Origin of the sequence: Methylobacterium sp. E-005 (assembly GCF_022829725.1) — a bacterium.
Classification (GTDB): Bacteria; Pseudomonadota; Alphaproteobacteria; order Rhizobiales; family Beijerinckiaceae; genus Methylobacterium.
The window spans coordinates 1-19,353 of the sequence record NZ_JAKSYG010000229.1 but is presented as its reverse complement, the minus strand read 5'-3'; the positions used below and the strand labels follow the sequence as shown (position 1 = coordinate 19,353).

Here is a 19,353-nt window from a genome sequence, read left to right as displayed (position 1 = left end):
CACGATTGGTGACATCCTGATGAGTCCGGCCGTCCTCGGGCGAAAGAGGCAAGTCCGGCGCGAGCGGAGGGGTCGGACGTGTCGGGGTCGGCAAGCCGTTGTCAGGAGTCGCGGGCGGCACCCCCTCCGCGAGGTTGGGGTCATTGAGCATCCGTCCCTCCTTCTACGACACGACCGACGAACGCATCGGGGTGCATCAACGCTCCCACGAACGGAAGGTCAGGCTCCGCTGCACCTCTGCAGGTGTGGGGCACCGGCGATGAACGTTACCGCCAAACCGATTTGGTCGGATGATTGCGAAACTACATAGGCGCCAGTCATCGCCCCATCCGTTCGCATCGATCTGTGGCAAACTAACCGCTGGCGATGATGTTTGTGTTCTCCCTATAAAGGCTAGTGATCTCGGCGTGGCCAATGATGTCCCACGGCCGATGAGCGTGAACTGATCTGGGTTATGTTTTAGACAGGGCCGATGATGGCTGAGCTTATGCTCGTAAGCGACGACATGGCCCGCGCCGAGCGACGCTTCAGGTCATTGGAAAGGATAAGCACGCTGACCGTGCTGGATCTCTACGAGCCATGTCAGCGGCTGGGTGGTACGGGCATCGTCGTAAGCGATGTCAGTGATCTGTCGGCCGATGCCGTATCACGCCTGCGAACCCTCCTCAGCCGGATACGGCCAACGAATGGCCCTTTCATCTTCATTGCGCACGGCAATGGCCCACGCGTGCGGGCCTATGCCGAGGCGCTCGGCGCGACGGCTGTCGTCTCAGCAACGGACACCGACAAGTTGACCGCCCTGGTCGAACGCCTCGTAGTTGAGGGAGGGAGCGTCCCACTCTCCGCCAGGGTGCATGCGACGCGGGCCCGTGATTTCCTGCGGGAAACCTTCAGAACAGGCATCCTCACACCGGAGGAGGTTACTAACGGTGCCGACGCGGTCGCGTGGGCCATCGGATCTGGCGGCGTCTACGACTGGATTCGGACGGTTCGCGAATTCGACGATGCCACCCACCAGCATATCCTGCTCGTGGCCGGCATCGCGGCGGCATTCGCCGGGACGTTGGGCCTGTCGGCCATCGATAGGCACAAGGTCGTGAAGGCGGCGCTCCTACACGACGTGGGTAAGACGAGGATACCGACCGCGATCCTGAACAAACCTGGCAAGCTGGACGCGGCCGAGCTGGCCGTCATGCGGACCCATGCCGTCGAAGGCCATGCGATGCTCGCCGCCCAGGGGTTCGAGGATGCCATTCTACGGGTCGCACGCTCGCACCACGAGATGCTCGACGGCTCGGGTTACCCGGACGGCTTGCATGGCGACGAGATTCCGGACCTCGTGCGCCTAATCACGGTCTGCGACATCTACGGGGCCCTTATCGAGCGCCGACCCTACCGGGCTCCGATGAGCAACGTCGCTGCCTTCGCGGTGTTGGACCGGATGGATGGTCGGTTGGATCCCGACTTGGTCCGGGCGTTCAAACCGGTCGTGACATCGCCGTCCGAGGCAAACGGCTCCGATGCGGTCGCACGTGTCGGCGAGCGTCGGGGACCCGCCTGATGCATCCCGTTCGGCGGGGCGCGGTAAGCGATGTCGATCTTTATGGGTCTTACCTGCGCCGCGACAAGACTTCGTTTCATAATCCTTGAACGCGCCCGTGATAGTCGGGAGCGGCAGAACGAAGGCCGTCGGGCATGATCGAGCAATTGCCGAGCGCGGAGACGGTCGAGGCGGCCCTGCTGCGTCCGCGGCATCGTCTCCGGATGGATGCCGGCCTGGAGGCGCGCTTCGACCGATCCACCGTGCGCGCCCGCACGACGAGACTCCGGCATTTCCTGGCATTCGCCCTGTGCGCCGACATCCTGGCCATCGCGCTGGACACCTGGCACGGTGCGCTACCCCTCGGGGTCGCCGTCAGGCTGGGCGTCGTCGCCCCCGCGCTGTTGGTCGGCATGCTGCTGCTCAAGTCGGACCGCCCGTCCTGGCAACAGGGGCTACTGGCGGGTGTCCCGGTCCTTTGCGGACTCGTGAGCATCTCGCTGATCGGCCTGCTGCTCGGGGGGCGCTACGCCGAACTGTACCTGTCGGCTGCGGGCATGGCGGCCTTCTTCGTCAACGCCGCCATGCCGCTGCGTTTCTCGCACGCGGTCGTGCTCGCCGGCGCGAACGTCACGGCGACATTCGCATTCGCCGTGATGGTGAGCGCGCCCGGCGACCTCGTCGAGATCCTCGCCACCCTGGGCTTCAACGCCATCGTCATCGTACTCACGCTGCCGATGAACTTCGGGCGGGAAAGGGGCAATCGAGAGGTCTTCCTGCACGGGATGAGGGAGACACTGCAGGGCCGGGCCCTCGCCCGGGCGAACGCCGAACTCATGCGTCTGGCGACTACGGATCCGCTCACGGGACTGGCGAACAGACGGGCGTTCGATGCCCGGTTGGAGCGGGTCGCCCTGACTGCGCCGCAGGATCGGGCTTGGTTCGGCGTGCTGATGGTGGACATCGACCATTTCAAGGCCTTCAACGACAGCGCCGGGCACAGCGCCGGTGACGAGTGCCTGCGTGCGGTCGCCGGTACGCTCGCGGCGGAACCGAGCGTCACGGATGGCACGGTCGCGCGTCTGGGTGGAGAGGAATTCGCCATCCTACTGCCCGGTGCCGACGGGGACGCCATCCTCGTGGCCGGCGAAGCCATCCGTCGAGCCGTCGAATGGCAGGCCATCCAGCATCCCGGCTTCGCGGACAGGCGTCACGTAACCGTCAGCGTCGGGGCTTCTGCCACGAGGGCCGACGGAAACGCCGCGACCGGCTCCCGGACACTCAAGCGGGCTGACGAGGCGCTTTACGCGGCGAAGGCCTCGGGGCGAAACGCGGTGTCGCTTGCCCGCGACATCGTTGAGGCCGCCCCTGCCGCCGCCATCGCGGCGGCGTGAAACTCGTGGCGATGGACGCGGGCAAACGATTGCTTCCATAAGTTTTCGTCGTCGAGAACCACGGAAGGTAGCGTTGCCTCGGCCATGGCGACCTGAAGGTATCGTGTGCTGAGTTTGCACCTAACGCCGCCAGTCTCCGAACAAACGGTTTCGTGATCGTCGAAAGGGGGAATTGGTCTAATTTGGTAATGCGTGGACTGCAGCCTGCTTCGGAAGCCATCCGGCGGCCGTGCGCGCGGCGCCCTGCCGAGGTACACCCGCGCCGATCCGGTCCCATGCACCCGCACCTCACGCTGAGAACCACCCTGGCGGCCGCGTTCGGCTTCCTCGCGCTGATCTGCGTCGGCCAAGGAAGCCTATCGCTGGCGAAACTCTCCAACATCCGCCGCTCCGCGACGGAGGTTTCTACGAAGTGGCTGCCCTCCGTCATCGCTGTAACCAACATCCGCGCAAGTGCCTCGGAGGTTCGCATCAAGCAACTCCGGTCCCTGTCCCTCGCCGGGACCGCGGAGCAGCGCGCGAAGAACGCCGTCGACATGACGGAAGCGCTCGACGCGTTGAATCGAGCGCGAAAGGGCTACGAGCCGATAATCTCATCCGTCGAGGAACGGGGTTCCTACGATGCGTTCGCCACGGCTTGGGACCGTTACGAGGCGGTCGGCCGGGACGCGCTGCGCCTGGCCGAAGGAGGACGACCGGGCGACGGGCTCGCGTTGATGGGACGGCCGGAGAACATCGGCCTGTACAACGATGTTCGGCAAGCGCTGACACGCGATGTCGCCATGAACGAACGAGGGGCCCACGCGGATGCGGATGCCGTGGTAGCCGCCGCCGACGATGCCGCGACCGCGGTCTACGTCGCCGTCGCCTTCGCGCTGGTGGCCGCGGTTGCCGCCGCCACGCTGGGCCTGCTGCGGGTGTCGCGTCCGATCCAATCGATGACGTTCACGATGGCCAGGCTGGCCGATGGCGATGCAGGCATCGAGGTTCCATACCGGTCGCGTGCCGACGAGGTCGGCGCGATGGCCGCCGCCGTGCAGGTATTCAAGGACAACCTGATCCGCACCCGAGCGCTGGAAGCGGAGACCGCGCGGGCAAGGCACGCCGCCGAGGAACAGCGCAAGGCCGGCATGCGCCAGATGGCGGATGGCTTCGAGGGGGCCGTCGGTGGCATTATCAGCATGGTCTCGTCCTCGGCGACCGAGTTGCAGGCGACGGCCCAGTCGATGACCGCCACGGCGACGGAGACGGCCAACCAGTCGACCACGGTGGCGGCTGCCGCCGAGGAAGCCGCCTCGAACGTCAACACCGTGGCTGCCGCCGCCGAGCAGTTGGGGTCCTCCGTCCAGGAGATCGGTCGCCAGGTCAGCGGTTCGGCCGAGCTCGCGCGCCTTGCCGTGGGCGAGGCGGACCAGACCGGCATGCTGGTCAGGGAATTGAGCGCGGCCGTATCCCGTATCGGGGACGTCGTCGGCCTCATCTCGAACATCGCCGGTCAAACGAACCTCCTGGCCTTGAATGCCACCATCGAGGCCGCGCGCGCCGGTGCCGCCGGCAAGGGGTTCGCAGTCGTCGCGAGCGAGGTGAAGGCCTTGGCCGAGCAAACCGCGAAGGCCACGGGGGAGATCTCCGGGCAGATCGCCCAAGTGCAGTCCTCGACGGGAGAGGCCGTGGCGTCGATTACCGGCATCACGGCGCGGATTCGCGAGATCAGCGGCGTCGCCACCTCGATTGCCGCCGCGGTCGAGCAACAGGGTGCGGCGACACAGGAGATCGTGCGCAACGTGAGCCAGGCTGCGATGGGTACGGGAGAGGTAACCGGCAACATCGCGGGTGTGGCTGGCGCCGCCGAGGAAACGGGGGTGGCGGCGAGCCAGGTTTTGGGCGCGGCCTCGGAGTTGTCCCGCCAGTCCGAGCATCTGACCGCCGAGGTCGGACGCTTCCTCGCGACCGTCCGTGCGGCCTGACATGTTCCTTCGCATGGCGTACCCGCCGGGCATTCCATCGGTCTCCCGACCCGGATGTGATCCCTCGTCCGGTGCCTACCCCTCGGCCGTCGCCGGTACCATCCGATGACACCGGGACCGGGAACAATCGCACGCATCGTCGCGCTGGCGCTCGGCGTGGGCATTCCCGCCTTCGTCGGCGTTACCCTGCACCGTCAATACGAGGGAGAACTCGCCGAGGCGGGGACACGTGCCGCGAACACCGCACGCGCCATAGAGCAACACGCCGCCCGCACCTTCGAGATCATCGACACGTACCTCCGGGCCGTGGCGCCCCTGTTGGGACGGCGTGACGGTGGCTTGTCGACCGAGGCCATCCACGCAGCACTGCACGAGCAGATCGAAAGGTCGAGGCTGTACAACATCGTCATCGTCGACCGGGACGGACATGCAACGGTCGAGGGACAGACGTTTCCCGCCCGTACCCTCGACATCCATGACCGAGACTACTTCCGTGCGCTGCGCGACCGACCGACCGGGGGGCTGTTGATCGGCGACCCGGTCACCGGCCGTCTCAGCGGCAAGGTCCTGATCCCGGTCGCACGTCGCATCGACGGGCCGGACGGGAGCTTCGCCGGCATCGTCCAGGCGACGGTCGATCCCGAGAGGTTCGAGTCGGTCTACGCCGGTATCGACAACGGCCCTGGGGCGGGTCTCAGCCTGTGGCGGTCGGACGGGACGCTCCTTGTGCGCTCCCCGCCACTTCCCGCCGTGATCGGCAAGAGCTTCGCCGACGGCGAGAACTACCGGCAGCACGTCCCGGTCAGGGATGACAAGCCGTTCTGGACGACCGCCATGACCGACGGCGTGGAGCGCGTGGTCGCCCTGGGCTTCCTCGACGATTATCCCCTGTACGTCGCCGCCGCGCTATCCCGCCAGGACGCGCTCGCCGGGTGGAGGCGTTCGGCGCTGGTGCAGGCCTCCGTGGCCGGTGGTCTCACGCTCGTGCTGGTCGCGGCGCTGCTGCAACTGGCGCGTGAGTTCGAAAGGCGACGCGGGGCCGATGCCCGGATACGGGCGAGCGAGGAGCGCTACCGCCTCCTAGCCGAGAACACGAACGACCTCATCGTGCTCAAGCCGTCGATACGTGAGCGGGCCTACGTGTCCCCGGCCGTAAGGTCGATCCTTGGATGGGGACCGGAGGAGTACGCCGCGCTGGCTCCCGAGGATCTCATCCATCCCGACGAGATGGCCGAGGTCACCGCCGTGTACGGTGCCTTGTCGCCGGATCGTCCCCAGGCATCCTACATCCATCGGCTGCGCCACAGGGACGGGCACTACGTCTGGATCGAGTCTGTCTTCAGGCTGGTAGGCCGCGTCCGGGGGGACCCGACCGTCGTCGTCTCCGGGCGGGACGTCACGGGCCGCATCGAGGCCGACCGGGCGCTGCGCGACAGCGAGGCGCGCCTCCGGCTGGTATCCGAGGCGGCGGCCGACATGATCACCCACATGGACCGGTCCGGGCGGCGACTTTACGTCTCGCCCGCCAGCCGCGACCTTCTCGGCTACGAACCCCACGAGCTCGTTGGCTCCTCCCCCAGGCAGATGATCCATGCGGAGGATGCCGCCGGCCTCGACCAAATCCTGTCGGACATGCTCGCCGGTACGCGGGATGGTGGCATCGTTGTCAACAGGCTGCGGCACAGGGACGGTCGCTGGGTCTGGGTCGAGTCCTCGCTCAAGCGGCTTCAGGACCCGTCCGGGGTGACGACCGGTTTCGTCTCGTCGGTGCGGAACGTCGAGGCACGCAAGGCCGGCGAGGCCGCCCTGGTCGCCGCCCGGGAGGGGGCGGAGCGCGCGAGCGAGGCGAAGGGTGAATTCCTGGCCGCTATGAGCCACGAGATCCGGACGCCGCTTAACAGCGTGATCGGCTACGGTGACCTCCTGCTCGGCGAGCCCGGCGTGCCGCCGCGGGCCCGTCTCCACGCCGAGCGCATCCGGGCGGCCGGGGCCGCCTTGCTGACGGTGGTGGACGACATCCTGAACTTCTCGAAGATCGAGGCAGGTCAGGTCGAGATCACGCCACGCCCCTTCGCGTTGCGCGACTTGGTCGACAATGCGTCGGAGATGGTCCGCGGGCCGGCCGAGGCCAAGGGATTGGCCCTTACCTTATCATTCGCGGAAGGCCTGCCGGGTCACCTGCTCGGGGACCCGGACAGATTGACGCAAATCCTGCTCAATTTGCTCGGCAACGCATGCAAATTTACCCATGCCGGTAGGGTGGACCTGGGGGTCCGTGCGGTCGGCGTCACGGATGGACGGGTGCAATTGCTCTTCCGCGTTGACGACACCGGCGTGGGCGTCCCCGCCTCCCGGAGGGACAGGCTGTTCCGGAAGTTCTCCCAAGCGGACGGATCGATAAGCCGCGATTTCGGGGGGACGGGCCTCGGCCTGGCCATCTGCAAGGCGCTGGTGGAGGCGATGGGCGGAACCATCGGTTTCGAGAGCGAAGCCGGGATGGGCTCGACGTTCTGGTTCGAGGTCGCGCTTCCGCCCGCGCCGCGGGAGGTCGCGGAGCGGGAACCCGATGGCCTAACGACCGGGCGCGTCCCACGGCATCTGCTACTTGCCGACGACGTCGAATTGAACCGCGAACTCGCGTACGAGATCCTGACCCGGGCCGGACATGTCGTCGATATGGTGGGGGACGGTGCCGCTGCGGTGGCGGCGGTCCGGACGAGGCCCTACGACCTCGTGCTCATGGACGTGCAGATGCCAGTGCTCGACGGTATCGCCGCCACGCGCCAGATACGGGCGTCGGAGGGTGGCTCGTCGCGCATACCGATAGTCGCGATGACCGCCAACGTTCTGTCCGAACAGGTCGCTTCCTTCCTCGCGGCCGGCATGAATGACCACGTCGGCAAGCCGTTCCAGGTGGACCGGTTACTCGACGTCATCGACCGGTTGACGATCGTCGACACCACCGCGGAGACCGTGCCACCCACAATCGACCCCGCAATCCAGCTCGAACTGACTGCGATGGTCGGTCAGGAGCGGTTCCATCGGATGCTTGCGATGCTGGCGGAGGAACTCACGCAGCGTTTCCCGGACAAGACCGATACCGACCCCGTGCAACTGGCCTACGATGCGCACGCGATGGTCTCGGCAGCGGGAGCACTGGGTTTCCTCGAACTGGCAGGAGTCTGTCGGGATATCGAGAAGGCTTGCACCGCGGGTACCGACTACGCCTCGATGCTGCCGACCCTGGGGAACCTGCGGGACCGAACGCTCCGTGAGATCACCACCCTACGTACCGCGGACGCCGCATAGGCGTGGCTCGCCCGTGGGCGGCGTCGTTCCTCGTCTGCGACGAGCCCCGACAGGAGCGGATGCAAACGGCGTCGTCCTGCAAGGCAGCTCGCTGTGTGGTGAAGGGGACGAGGGCGAACGCTTTTCCTGGTCGAGAAGTCCCGCCCGGCCAAACCCTCTTCCAGGACGGGATACCCTTCCGACCTGTGAAAGGTCGCTAGACGTCATGCCGCAGGCTATTGATCAAAGTCGCATACGTAAGGCGAGGCGTTTCACGCGGTGTTTCAGAAATCTTTAATAGGGTTTCTGCATTTCGGGAGACTAAACATGGCTGCGGAACACACATGCCGTAAGGTTCAGGCCAGGGATGGAAATACAACGACAGCCTCTCGTCCGGCGTGACCGCGGAGCCGTACTAGCGACGGTCGCGACCGCCGTACTTCTCGTCCTGTCTTGCGGCATAGCCCCGGTCGCCCTCGCGCTGGCGCCACGCCCCGGTGAAACGGTCATCGTGCTGACGCTCCGACCGGACGCCGCAATCCCGCGTCCGATCCTAGGGTCGAACGCCAGGATACTGACCGCCTCGCCGCAGGGTCACTTCGTGACCGTCCCCGATGCATCGCGTGACCTCGTAGCCGATCTCTACCGTAACGGCGCGACGCTCGTCCTAGCCGCCGCTCCACTCATTGGTTGCCTTCCTCGGGGCACCCTCTCCCCCTCATTCCGGACCGAACGACGCCCATGATCCCGGAAGATCGCCTACACAGGCTTCGCCGCGCCTTCCAGCCGGTCATGCTGACGACCCTGGTCTGCCTGGCCGCAATCGTCGTCACGACGGCATGGACGCTCGACTCGGCGCCATCCGGCGTCGCCCTGGTCGCCGGCATCATGGTCGTAGCCTCCTTCACCGCCGCCCAATTCCATCCGGCTGCCCTCCTGACGCGTCACCTCACCTCGTCCGTGCTGATGGCGCTCGTGGGCCTGATGGTGTTCGCGGTCGCGGGTACGCACGTGCAGATCGACATGCACATGTTGTTCTTCGCCGCCCTCGCCATCACGGTCGGCTGGGCGTGCTGGTCATCGGTCCTCGTCGCGTCGGCAGTGATCGCAACCCATCATCTCGCATTGAACGTGGCCTACCCCATGGCCGTGTTCCCGAACGGAGCCGAGTTCTCCCGCGTCGTGTTGCATGCCGCGGTCGTTCTCGTGGAAGCCGGCGTCCTCATGCTGGCGGCACGACAGCTCACGGTCGCCCTCGCGGCATCGGAACAGGCGACCAGGCAGGCGCACGAGAGCGCGGCGGTTCAACGCCATGTCGAGCAGACGGCACAGCAGGAACGAGGACTGGAGGTGTTCCGGCAGCAGTCGCTCGCGGAGACCGTCGCGCGGTTCCGCACCGTGCTGGGCCGCATCGAGCGAAGCGTCCAGGAAGAGGCGGCGGGCATGGCGCGGACCGCGCGGGTGCTCAGCGGCGTCTCCGCGGACTCCCTGCGCCAAGCCGGCTTGGCGCAGGCGTCGGCGTCGAGCACGACGGACGCGGTCATCGCCATCTCGACCGGTGCGGAGGAACTGACGGCTTCGATGAACGAGATAGCCGCGAGCGCAGACCAGGCACTCCTGCGTGTCGGCAGCATGGGCGAGGCGGCCCGGGTGTCGCGTCGCGAGGTCGAAGGGCTGGCGGTTATCGCCGACCGCATCGGCACCGTGGTGGGCTTGATCAAGGCGGTCGCCGGTCAGACGAACTTGCTCGCGCTCAATGCGACCATAGAGGCGGCGCGGGCAGGCGAGGCCGGCAAGGGGTTCGCCGTGGTCGCGGCCGAGGTCAAGGCGCTCGCCGGGCAGACGGGGCGCGCCGCAGACGAGATCGTGGAGCAGATTGGCGCGATCCAGGGCGCGGCCGGCCAGACGGTTGGCTCCGTGCAAACCATCGCCAACGGTGTCGGCGAAATCGAGGAACTGGCCCAGGCCATCGCCGTCGCCGTCCGCCAGCAGCAAGCGGCGACCGCGGAGGTCTCCCATACGATCACGCGCGTGGCCCGTGACAGCGCCCAGACCCGAGCAAGCGCCGTCGAGGTGACCGAAGCGACGCGCCAGACCCGGACACACGCCGATCACGCGCTCGCCGCCTCGCGAACGTTGGAAGATGTCGCAAGCTCGCTCACCCGGTCCGTGGCGGCATTCGCGGCTGACGTCGCCGCGGACCTGACCGAGAGACGGACGGCGCTCCGCGTCCGCGTGGACGAGACCGTCACAGCCGTGATCCGCGGACGGCGGTGCGAGGTCCGCACCCTCGATGTTTCTGAGCACGGCGCCTGCATCGCACTCGATGGCGGTTTGACCGTAGGCGAGAGCGTTGTGCTTGAGTGGCCGGGAGGCCGTCGCATCGAAGCGACGGTCGCGTGGACTTCTCCCAGAGCAGTAGGCCTGGAACTCGCCCGGTCCATCGAGCATCCCGCCTTGTCGCCGATCCGGCCGACTACGATGGTTGCGTAACGGTCACCAACGCACGGGCTGGTTGCGGGCGTATAGGCTGTGCGACCAGTACACGATCCCCAGCGACGAATGTTTATGACAGCAATGGGACACTACCATCGTGTCCGGGCATTCGGGTCCGGCACGTGGACACCTTTACCAGTTTGCATGACTTCCGAAAGACCTGGTGGGACGGCGACCGGTATTCCAAGACGGGGTGATCACGAACGATCTCGTACCGCTGGCGGCCTTGGCGCGCGCCTTACCGGGCCTAGCGCAACTCGACCGGGAGCACGGGGTGGCACTGATGGGCGCCCTCGACGCCTGCAACTGCCGGTTCGGGCGCGGGGCTGTCGTCCCGGGCGGCGACGGGTTCGCCCCGAAGGGGGAATGGTCGACTGAGTTCGACATGCGCTCGCCGCGGTGCACCACTCGGGTCGACGAGGTGCCCGTAGTGATGGCGGCATGAACGGCCTACGGCCTTGCGGGGCCGACGCGTTGTGGATCCGCGTGTCCTCCCCTTGCCCGCGGTTGCGGGCCAGGACACCCTGGCTGAACCCTCGCTAAGGAACATGCGGTTGATACGCGCGGACTCGCACCCGACCGATTGACCCCGAAGTGCCGCCGCGTGACGAGCCTCCAATTATCCAGAGGCCGACATGGCCCGCACCTTCCTCAGCGCAGATCACCACATCGGCCACGCCGGCATCCTCTCAGAAAAGATGGACGCTCCCCGGCCATTCGCTTCCGTCACCGAGCACGACGAGACCCTGGTCGCCTGCTGGAACGCCGTCGTGCGCCCCGACGATACGGTCTGGCATCTCGGCAACTTCGCCTACAGGTGCCGGCATGGGCACACCCTGCGCGTCCTCCACCGCCTGAACGGGCGAAAGTTCCTCGTCCGTGACAACCACGACAAGATCGGCGAGTCCCTGCCGTTGAATGGCCCCGTGATGGGCGTCGCCCGCATCCACGTCCAGGACCCGGGCATGTGGGCACCGGTCGGGTTGTGGTTGTGGCATTACGCCCTCCGGACGTGGCCGCACAGGCACCGGGGCGACCTCCACCTGTACGGCCACAGCCACGGCAACCTGCTGGCCATCTCGAACAGCCTCGACGTCGGCGTCGACTGCTGGGGATGGACACCGGTGACCGTGCCGCAGGTCCAGTCCCGGCTGGCCGAGCTATTCCCCGACGCGGAAATCACCCCGTGACCCGCCTCTAAGTCTTTTCCGGGTAGTGTCTCAGTTTGAAATCTGAGCTTGGCTCGGCCCGCTCCGCATTCCCGTCCTTTACCCTCGCGCGTCCCCTCACGCTGGCGTATGCTTGGCGCCAAGTAGGAGGTACGCGATGAGCGGACCGAACGACGAGAGGATGGGCGACATTCTCGCCGACGCGAAGGAACAACGCGCGAACTATATGGCCATGCTGGCAAAGGTGCAGCTTGACGGCGTGCGACCGGGTTCTCCGATGTCAGCCGAGGAAACCATTGTTCAGATCACGCAGGAGATCGTTCAGCTTGATTGGTTGATCAAACATTACGGATGGCGAAGCTGATGCCAACCGGACCTAAAGGCCAGCACCGCCTCGACGACGCGATCGGCAACGCCATCCGTGTGGCTCAGATCGCTACTGGAGAGGCGCAAGAGGACTACGGGCCGGAGAAGCCCCCAAAGGACGAAGGTGCCGCTGCTATGGGCCGGAAGGGCGCCGCCGCGCGGGCTACGGCTATGACGCCGGAGCGGCGGGCGGAGATCGCGCGCGGCGCGGCCAGTAAGCGATGGCAAGGCAATGACTAAGCTGCCCGGGAATATTTCTCGGAATATTTTTCTTGGTTTCTGTCGTGCTCGGGCGTAGGCTTTGCGGATGTCCCTCGCCCGCGGAGCGCGACCTTGGAAACCGACATAGACACGATCATGGGCGCCCTAACGCCCTACCTGCCGTTGTTCGATGGCATCCTGCGCCACGGGCACGCCACCTACGAGACGTATCCGGCAAACCTCGTGATCGACCACGACGCGAGTGCACAGGCGCATTGCACGAACCGTCACGTTCTCGCTGAGGCGCACCGGCTGCTGGACGAACTTCCAGGCGTCGAGTACCGAGAGGTCCGCGGTCAGAACCTCTGGCAGATCGACCCGGTCAACGTGATCGTGCGGTTCAAAAAGACCGACGAGGATGGCGTTTCCTCGAACTATCAGACTCGCCAAGCGCGGGCGTTTGATCGTGGCGCTCAGATCCCCGGCATCCCGGCCGAGCCGACGAGGCTGACGGCCGGGTATCTGCTCGACGCCACCGGCATGGGCTACATGCGGTCGCAGATCTCCCTACCGACGAAGCGCGGCGTTATTTGGTGCGCCGCCATTATACCAGAAGCGAATCGGGAAGCACACGAGACCGCGTGGCACGAAGTGCAGCGGCAGCGCAGGCTCTTCTAAGAATGAAGCAAGTAGAGCAATTCAACCGTTACATGATGATGCTCGCGCGAGACTCGCGCGGGCTTACACAGTCGTCGCTTGCTGACCAAATGAATGTTGCGCAAGGCACCATCTCAAAAGCCGAAGCCGGTATGAGCGAGCCACCCAACGAGTTCGTCAGCGAGCTTGCTCGGGTTCTGAAGTATACGCCCGAGTTTTTTTATGAAACGGGCCGTCCGTATGGCATGCCGCCGTTCCATTACCGACGCAGGAAGAAGCTTGGCCAAAAGCCACTAGATCGCATGATCGCGGAGATGAATATTCGACGCATTCATCTTCGCATATTGCTGCGCTCTTACGACGCGCGGGCGAACGGGTTCATTCCAGAAATAGATCGAAACGAGTATCAAGGTTTTGTCTCACGCCCATTCAGTGTGGAGGACGCTGCACGGCATCTGCGCGAACAGTGGATGTTGCCAGATGGACCGATCGATAATGTAACAGACCTTCTTGAGGAGAACGGCGGCGTTGTCATTCCGTGCAACTTCGACAACGATCTGATAGACGCTGTGAGCCAACGAATAGATGGAACGCCAGTTCTATTCTTCGTCAACATGAATGCCCCCGCTGATCGTATCAGGCATACGCTCTGTCACGAACTAGCTCACATGGTTCTACATACGACGACCTTACTCGATGACGACGTTATGGAGGATGAGGCCGATATTTTTGCGGGTTCGTTTCTATTGCCTGCAAAGAGCATAAAAGCGCACTTGTCGAGATTTGACATTAGGCAAATAGCTAATCTTAAGAGACACTGGAAGGTATCCATGTCCTCGATAGCCATGAGGGCAGACCGTTTACATATGATTACCCCTTATCAGAAGAAGGCTTTTTTCATTGAGATGAGCAAGTTGGGGTACCGAAAGGCTGAGCCGCATGAACCAAAAAAAGAATATCCGAAGAAGCTTGTTAAGCTGATCGACTACCATACAAGCGTTCTTGGATACTCGAATGCTGAGCTTGCGAAGGCTCTCTTTATATCGGCATCCGAGTTTGATCGTATGTATGGGAACGACATGCTTGGGCCGAAGGAGGGGCGTGAGCAGAAGCGGCCAACCCTACGACTCATTCAGTGAGCCTTTTCTCTACGCCTAGCATGAAAGTTCAATACCGTGCCGGGCATGAACAAGCTGCCCCTCGCCAAGCGCGTCCAGATCCTAACGATGCTCTGTGAGGGGTCGTCCATGCTCACCATCAGCCGCGTGGTGGACGTGTCGATCAACACCGGCTCGAAGTTTTTTGGAGGACGCCGCGAAGGCGTGTGCAGCCCACCACGACGCTTAGGTGCGGGGTGTGGCGGCCAAGCGCGTCCAATGCAACGAGATCTGGTCGCTCTGCTACATAGCGCCTCCGGCACTCGCGCTCCTCGGCGTCCCGGACGCGCCACGTCGAGAAATAGTCCGCCGGATCGAACGGGCGCCCGTCGAGCATGATCTCGTCGGCAGGGACCTTGGCGGTCGACACACCCGCGCGCCGAAGGGCGGACATCGCCTCCGTCAGGAAAGGGTGCGGACGCCAACCTCGGTTCTTGTGGAAGTCCACGTAGAGCAGCGTCGCGCCCGCCTCCCGGCATAGGCGGCCGGCCCTGGCGACGTCGCCCTCGATGGCGGCGGTGCCACGGTCGGGGCTGACCTCCATTGACACGACCTCGTGGACGAGGACGCCCTTCTCCCCCTCGACGTACCTCCGCGCTAGCGCCCGCTGGTAGGCCACCGTCCGGCTGGTCCCCGCCGCCTGGGTGGCGTCCTCGGGCAGCGCCAGGAAACCGGTCCAGCGGACCGGCAGGGTCCAGTAAAAGCCGACGAACGCCGCCATCCCACCTCCACGGCCCGAATCCGGAAAATTCCGACGGGCGCCGCCTCACCCTGTCCTCAAGGCTACCGTGCCCTGGTCATCACACGAACGGAGCACGTCATGACCAACGCACTGCGCATCGCCGAACTGCCCGCCGCATCGCTCGGCGGCATGATCGGCGTCACCTTCGCCCCGGGCAAGAAGCAGATGGGCGGGATGGCCGGCGACCACGACCGGGATCTCGCCGCCGACCTCGATACCGTCGCGGCGTGGGGGGCGGCCGCGGTCGTCACTCTGATGGAGGGCGACGAGCTGGCCCGCTACCGCATCACCGGCATCGGTGATGAAGTCCGCGCTCGCTTCATGGAATGGCACCACCTCCCCATCCGGGACTTCCACACACCCGACGCGACGTTCGAGGCGACCTGGCCCCTGTACTCGGCCCGCCTGCGCTCCCTCGTCGCCGCCGGCAATCGCGTCCTCGTCCATTGCCGTGGCGGGCTGGGTCGCGCCGGCATGGTCGCCGCCCGGCTGCTGGTCGAGATGGGCACCGACCCCGAGACCGCCATCGCCGCCGTGCGGCGGGCACGGGATCCGAAGGCCATCGAAACGTCGGACCAGGAGGCCTGGGTACGCGAGGGACGACCCCAGCCCGTGGATAGCCCCGACCAGGCGGGCGCCCGCGACCGGGCTGTCGGCGCCCTTCTCGGGCTCGCGGTCGGCGACGCAATCGGCACGACCATCGAGTTCTCCGCCAAGCCCGCCCGGGCGGTCCTCTCCGACATGGTCGGTGGCGGCCCGTTCGGCTTGAAGGCGGGCCAGTGGACCGACAACACCGCGATGGCACTCGCACTCGGCGACAGCCTGCTGGTCCACCCGGACCTCGACATGGTCGACCTGACCCGGCGTTTCGTATCCTGGTACCGGGAGGGCACCTATTCCTGCACCGGCACCTGCTTCGACATCGGTAACGCCACCGCGGCCGCCCTGCGCCGGCACGAGCGGACGGGCGAGGTCCCGGCGGGCTCCGCCGATCCGCAGACCGCCGGCAACGGCTCGATCATGCGCCTCGCCCCGGTGGCGGTCCGCCACTGGCGGGACCCGGCCACGATGCGCCGGGTCGCCCGGGACCAGTCCCGTACCACCCATGCCGCACCGGAGGCCGTCGAGGGGTGCGGAATCGGCTCTGGCGTACTTTCGCTGATCATCCGGAGGTGAAGCCGATCAGGCGAGCTTGCAACAAGTCAATCTTGCCGCGGCCATACATCTGGCGCTTCACCAGCTTGAGTTTGGTGATCTGCCCCTCTGTCTGGCCGTTCGACCATGGCAACGTGATCGCTGTCAGGACCGCAGCTCGGTCCTGACCGACTCCGCGGGCGAACGAGGCGACAAGGCCTGTGCCAGCACGCGTGAGCCACCCTTCGAGCCTGTCCGGCGCCATCGCCCGAACCATCGTCTGGAAAGCGCCCACCACCTCGCGCGCCTCGACCAGCGCCGGCACGCCGTCCTCGACGGCAGCCACGGTCAGCGTCTCCGCCTTGGTCAAGCGGTCGCGACCTGTCGTCAGCCATCGCGCCAGGGTTCGTGCCGACGGCACACGCTGCAGCCGTTCGATCTTGGCCTGCTCGGCTCGTCGACGCCGCGTCGCCCATTCCCCGACCACGCGCAGCGATCCCCGGAAGCCTTGTCCTTTCGCCCTGCGCCAAAGCTCGGTCGCGTTGCGGCTGCCAGCATCCCACTGGGCATCGAGCCAGGGCAGATAGGCGTCGAGCGAACTCTGGCGGACCCGGAAGACGTCGGTACGCTCCCCACGCAGGACCGCACGCACCACCTTGCGGCTGTGGCCAAGACGTTGGCAGATCTGGCGGATCGGAACGCCTGCCTCGGCGAGCGCGCGGATGGCCGCGTCCGCCTCCTCCCGCCGCAGGTAACCCTCGTACTGGATGCGCTCGGCTGCAGTGAGCAGCGCCGGATCGATCGTGGCTGCGCCGACGACCTCGCGAACCTGTCGCATCGACCTGCGCACGGCATCGAGGAAGCCACGGCTGGCATTCTCCATGAGGTGCCACCGGTCGGCGACCTGGATGGCCTGCGGCAGAGCACGGGCGATGGCCTCGCCATATCCACCCCCGCGGTCGCGGGCGACGATCCGGATCGAGCCGTTCATCTTCAGCCAAGTCTGTGCGGTGGCCTGCTCGCGGTCGGGCAGGAGCGCTACGATGCGGCGGCGTTCGAGATCGCAGACGAGGGTGCCGTAGCGGTGGTTGCGCCGCCAGGCGAAGTCGTCGATGCCGATGACGCTGAGTGGATCGGAGTGTGTCGCCGCCCGACGGCGGATCACGCGCAGGAGCGTGTCGCGGCTGACGGGCAGCATCAGGCGCTGAGCGAGGCCTGCACCGGGCCGACCACCGAGTGCGAGCCCAAGGTGATGGACGATCTGCTCCAGCCGCGAGGTGCGTCGTGCGAAGGTAGGCAGGACGTCCTCGGAGAAGCGCTCGGCGAAGATCTTCCGCTCACAGGCAGCCGCGTCACACCAGAAGCGTCTCACCGTGACTTGGAGTTCGACGCGCCGACCACTGAGCGGAAGGTCGGCGGCACGGCGCTGGTAGCGGCTTTGGATGCGACGTGACGAGGTCCGGCAGTCTGGGCATGTCGCCGTCGCAGATCTGGACCTCACGACCAGACCGATCCGATCAATGCCGACATCGAGGTGATCGACGACGAGTCCGGCAGGTACGAGGCTCGACGGCCTGAAGCGGGGGCGCATGCTGCGGCTCCATCGTAGATATCCGCAACCTCAACGCCGCCGGCGTCAGCGAGAATGAGTCAGAGCCCTTATTCCACGCCTAATCACACATGGCGACGCCGAAGCTGAACGGGCGTCGTTGGGTGTTCTGTCACTATCCCATGAGGGCTTGGGTGGGCGCGTTCCGGGGCACCGTCCATTGCTTCGGCCACACGCACGGGAAGTTGCCCGACACGAATCGCTCTTGCGACGCCGGCGTCGACCGGTGGGGGTTCCGGCCGGTCGCGCTGGAGGAGGTCCTGGAGCGCGTCGCGGCGACGCCCGAGGTCCCCGAGGAGATCCGCCTGTGCACCGCAGAGGACGAGGGCGAGGCGGACGCCGAATGAGAAGGGCCCCCGGGCTGCGCCGGGGGCCCCGGATCACTCCGGGGCACGGGTGTGGTCGTCGACCGTCGAATCGACGTCGGCGTACGTCCACCTTTCCGACTCCCAGTCGTAGTGGAGGTCACCGCCCCTGTAGATGATGCCCGGCGCCCCATCGATGCCCCGCCGTTTCACGAAGATCACGAGGGCGCGCTTGCCTTCGACCAGCCGGACGTGTGCCCACAAGTCCTGATGTCGAACCCCCTGTACGGTGTAGGAGCGAAGACCCGTCGCCAGGAACCTCGTGATGGGGGTGGAGCGGCCGGCCAACCACTTCCGCATCAGTTCCGTCACTTCGACCATGTAGTCCAATGGAAGGCGCTTCATCCGCTGCGGGGCCGGGCCGTACGGGACGTCCGCGAAGACCAGCGCGAGTTGCCGGCCGGGGTCCGCGACCCTCACCGGGACAGGGCGCCGGCGGGCTCGACGGGCCTCCTCCTCCGCAGCGACCCGCGCGGCACGGGCGGCGCGCGCCTCAAGTTCCACGCGGCGCTCCTCCGCGAGCTGAGCCATCTTCGCGCGGTGCTCGGCCTCCTCGGCCTCGAACACGGCGATGCCCTCAGGCTCCTCCGGATCGAGATGCGCCGGCATGGCCTCCTCCGTGGAGACGCCGGTCTCGCGCTCGATGATGGCCACGACCTTCCCGGCAGCGTCCCCGAACACCAAGCGGATGATGTGGAGCCACCCGCGTCGGCGGTTCATCCGGCTCCTGAGCTCGATGAGGGATTCTAGGAAGGACGCGGTTTCTTCCGGCGTCGCAGGCGCACCGTCGAGCCGCCACGTCCACCCGCCCGCGTCGTGGATCACGACGTACCCCTCGTCGCCCGGGTCCCTGCCATCGGCCTCCGCCATGAACCGCGCGAGATGCTCGCGCTCGTCCTCGGTCAGTTCGTCCCTGGTGATTGTGACCCAGTCGGTCATCGGTTCGTCTCCGCGCAGAGGCCGGCGGCCTCGATGAGCGGAGGAATCCAGACAACTCGGACCGACGCGAGTCCTATCGTCTTTAATGATTAAGACGGGTTCGAGTAGACATCCTCGCAAAGCCGAGGTCCAACCGCAACTCGGAAGTCGTCTGACGGTTAATGACCGGTTAATTTCCACGAATGCTTGAAATCCCGAATTGGGAATGACGCGCGCCGGAGCGCGCGCCAACCCGGTTCAGCGGTGGTTGTCTTTCGTCGCGGGGGTGACCGGGGCATCGTCGTAGACGCCGGAGATCTGTGCCGCGATGCCAAGGCCCATAACAGCGA

15 protein-coding genes and 1 pseudogene are annotated in these 19,353 nt (G+C 65.9%); 13 read left to right on the top strand and 3 right to left on the bottom strand.

Translation table 11 applies throughout. From position 1 onward, the window contains the following. Window positions 1–472 precede the first annotated feature (472 nt). The 11 genes and pseudogenes from MKK88_RS27790 (at window position 473) to MKK88_RS27740 (ending at window position 14,217) form a co-directional block, all read left to right on the top strand. Window positions 473–1,561: an HD-GYP domain-containing protein gene (locus MKK88_RS27790; RefSeq protein ID WP_244005615.1), complete on the top strand. Its 1,089-nt coding sequence runs from the start codon at window positions 473–475 to the stop codon at window positions 1,559–1,561. A 134-nt stretch (window positions 1,562–1,695) separates the two neighbouring features. Further along, window positions 1,696–2,934 carry a GGDEF domain-containing protein gene (locus MKK88_RS27785; protein ID WP_244005613.1) on the top strand — a complete coding sequence of 413 codons (1,239 nt, stop codon included), beginning with the start codon at window positions 1,696–1,698 and terminating at the stop codon, window positions 2,932–2,934. A 275-nt stretch (window positions 2,935–3,209) separates the two neighbouring features. Further along, window positions 3,210–4,901 (top strand): methyl-accepting chemotaxis protein, encoded by a 1,692-nt coding sequence (locus tag MKK88_RS27780; RefSeq protein WP_244005612.1) that lies wholly within the window; start codon window positions 3,210–3,212, stop codon window positions 4,899–4,901. A gap of 105 nt (window positions 4,902–5,006) precedes the next feature. Beyond that, the gene (locus MKK88_RS27775) at window positions 5,007–8,210 is read left to right on the top strand and encodes a PAS domain S-box protein (RefSeq protein ID WP_244005610.1); all 3,204 of its coding nucleotides are present in this window, start codon (window positions 5,007–5,009) and stop codon (window positions 8,208–8,210) included. Window positions 8,211–8,930: 720 nt separating this feature from the next. Beyond that, window positions 8,931–10,682: a methyl-accepting chemotaxis protein gene (locus MKK88_RS27770; protein WP_244005607.1), complete on the top strand. Its 1,752-nt coding sequence runs from the start codon at window positions 8,931–8,933 to the stop codon at window positions 10,680–10,682. Between the two features lie 155 nt (window positions 10,683–10,837). Next, window positions 10,838–11,130, top strand: a pseudogene (locus MKK88_RS27765) (DUF4113 domain-containing protein); the annotation flags it as partial. 190 nt (window positions 11,131–11,320) lie between these two features. Then, window positions 11,321–11,875 (top strand): metallophosphoesterase, encoded by a 555-nt coding sequence (locus tag MKK88_RS27760; RefSeq protein ID WP_244005605.1) that lies wholly within the window; start codon window positions 11,321–11,323, stop codon window positions 11,873–11,875. Between the two features lie 136 nt (window positions 11,876–12,011). Next, on the top strand, window positions 12,012–12,218 hold the full coding sequence (locus MKK88_RS27755) for a hypothetical protein (protein ID WP_244005603.1): 207 nt from the start codon (window positions 12,012–12,014) through the stop codon (window positions 12,216–12,218). Then, window positions 12,206–12,460, top strand: a complete 255-nt coding sequence (locus MKK88_RS27750) for an RNA-binding protein (protein WP_244005601.1) — start codon at window positions 12,206–12,208, stop codon at window positions 12,458–12,460. Before MKK88_RS27755 ends, MKK88_RS27750 begins: the two co-directional genes overlap by 13 nt. A gap of 93 nt (window positions 12,461–12,553) precedes the next feature. Next, window positions 12,554–13,099 carry a hypothetical protein gene (locus tag MKK88_RS27745; RefSeq protein WP_244005599.1) on the top strand — a complete coding sequence of 182 codons (546 nt, stop codon included), beginning with the start codon at window positions 12,554–12,556 and terminating at the stop codon, window positions 13,097–13,099. Further along, on the top strand, window positions 13,063–14,217 hold the full coding sequence (locus MKK88_RS27740) for an XRE family transcriptional regulator (RefSeq protein WP_244005597.1): 1,155 nt from the start codon (window positions 13,063–13,065) through the stop codon (window positions 14,215–14,217). Before MKK88_RS27745 ends, MKK88_RS27740 begins: the two co-directional genes overlap by 37 nt. A 142-nt stretch (window positions 14,218–14,359) precedes the next feature. Here MKK88_RS27740 and MKK88_RS27735 read toward each other — a convergent pair whose 3' ends face one another. After that, window positions 14,360–14,956 (bottom strand): hypothetical protein, encoded by a 597-nt coding sequence (locus MKK88_RS27735; protein ID WP_244005595.1) that lies wholly within the window; start codon window positions 14,954–14,956, stop codon window positions 14,360–14,362. Window positions 14,957–15,055: 99 nt separating this feature from the next. On the opposite strand from MKK88_RS27735, the gene MKK88_RS27730 reads away from it, so the two are divergent. Beyond that, window positions 15,056–16,153, top strand: a complete 1,098-nt coding sequence (locus MKK88_RS27730) for an ADP-ribosylglycohydrolase family protein (RefSeq protein ID WP_244005592.1) — start codon at window positions 15,056–15,058, stop codon at window positions 16,151–16,153. Here the strand turns inward: MKK88_RS27730 and MKK88_RS27725 are convergent. Then, window positions 16,140–17,702, bottom strand: a complete 1,563-nt coding sequence (locus MKK88_RS27725) for an ISL3 family transposase (RefSeq protein ID WP_244005590.1) — start codon at window positions 17,700–17,702, stop codon at window positions 16,140–16,142. The genes MKK88_RS27730 and MKK88_RS27725 overlap by 14 nt on opposite strands. 152 nt (window positions 17,703–17,854) lie before the next feature. Here MKK88_RS27725 and MKK88_RS27720 point away from each other — a divergent pair, with 152 nt between their 5' ends. After that, the gene (locus MKK88_RS27720; RefSeq protein WP_244005588.1) at window positions 17,855–18,067 is read left to right on the top strand and encodes a hypothetical protein; all 213 of its coding nucleotides are present in this window, start codon (window positions 17,855–17,857) and stop codon (window positions 18,065–18,067) included. Between the two features lie 33 nt (window positions 18,068–18,100). Here MKK88_RS27720 and MKK88_RS27715 read toward each other — a convergent pair whose 3' ends face one another. Further along, the gene (locus tag MKK88_RS27715) at window positions 18,101–19,024 is read right to left on the bottom strand and encodes a hypothetical protein (RefSeq protein WP_244005586.1); all 924 of its coding nucleotides are present in this window, start codon (window positions 19,022–19,024) and stop codon (window positions 18,101–18,103) included. Between the last annotated feature and the right edge of the window lie 329 nt (window positions 19,025–19,353).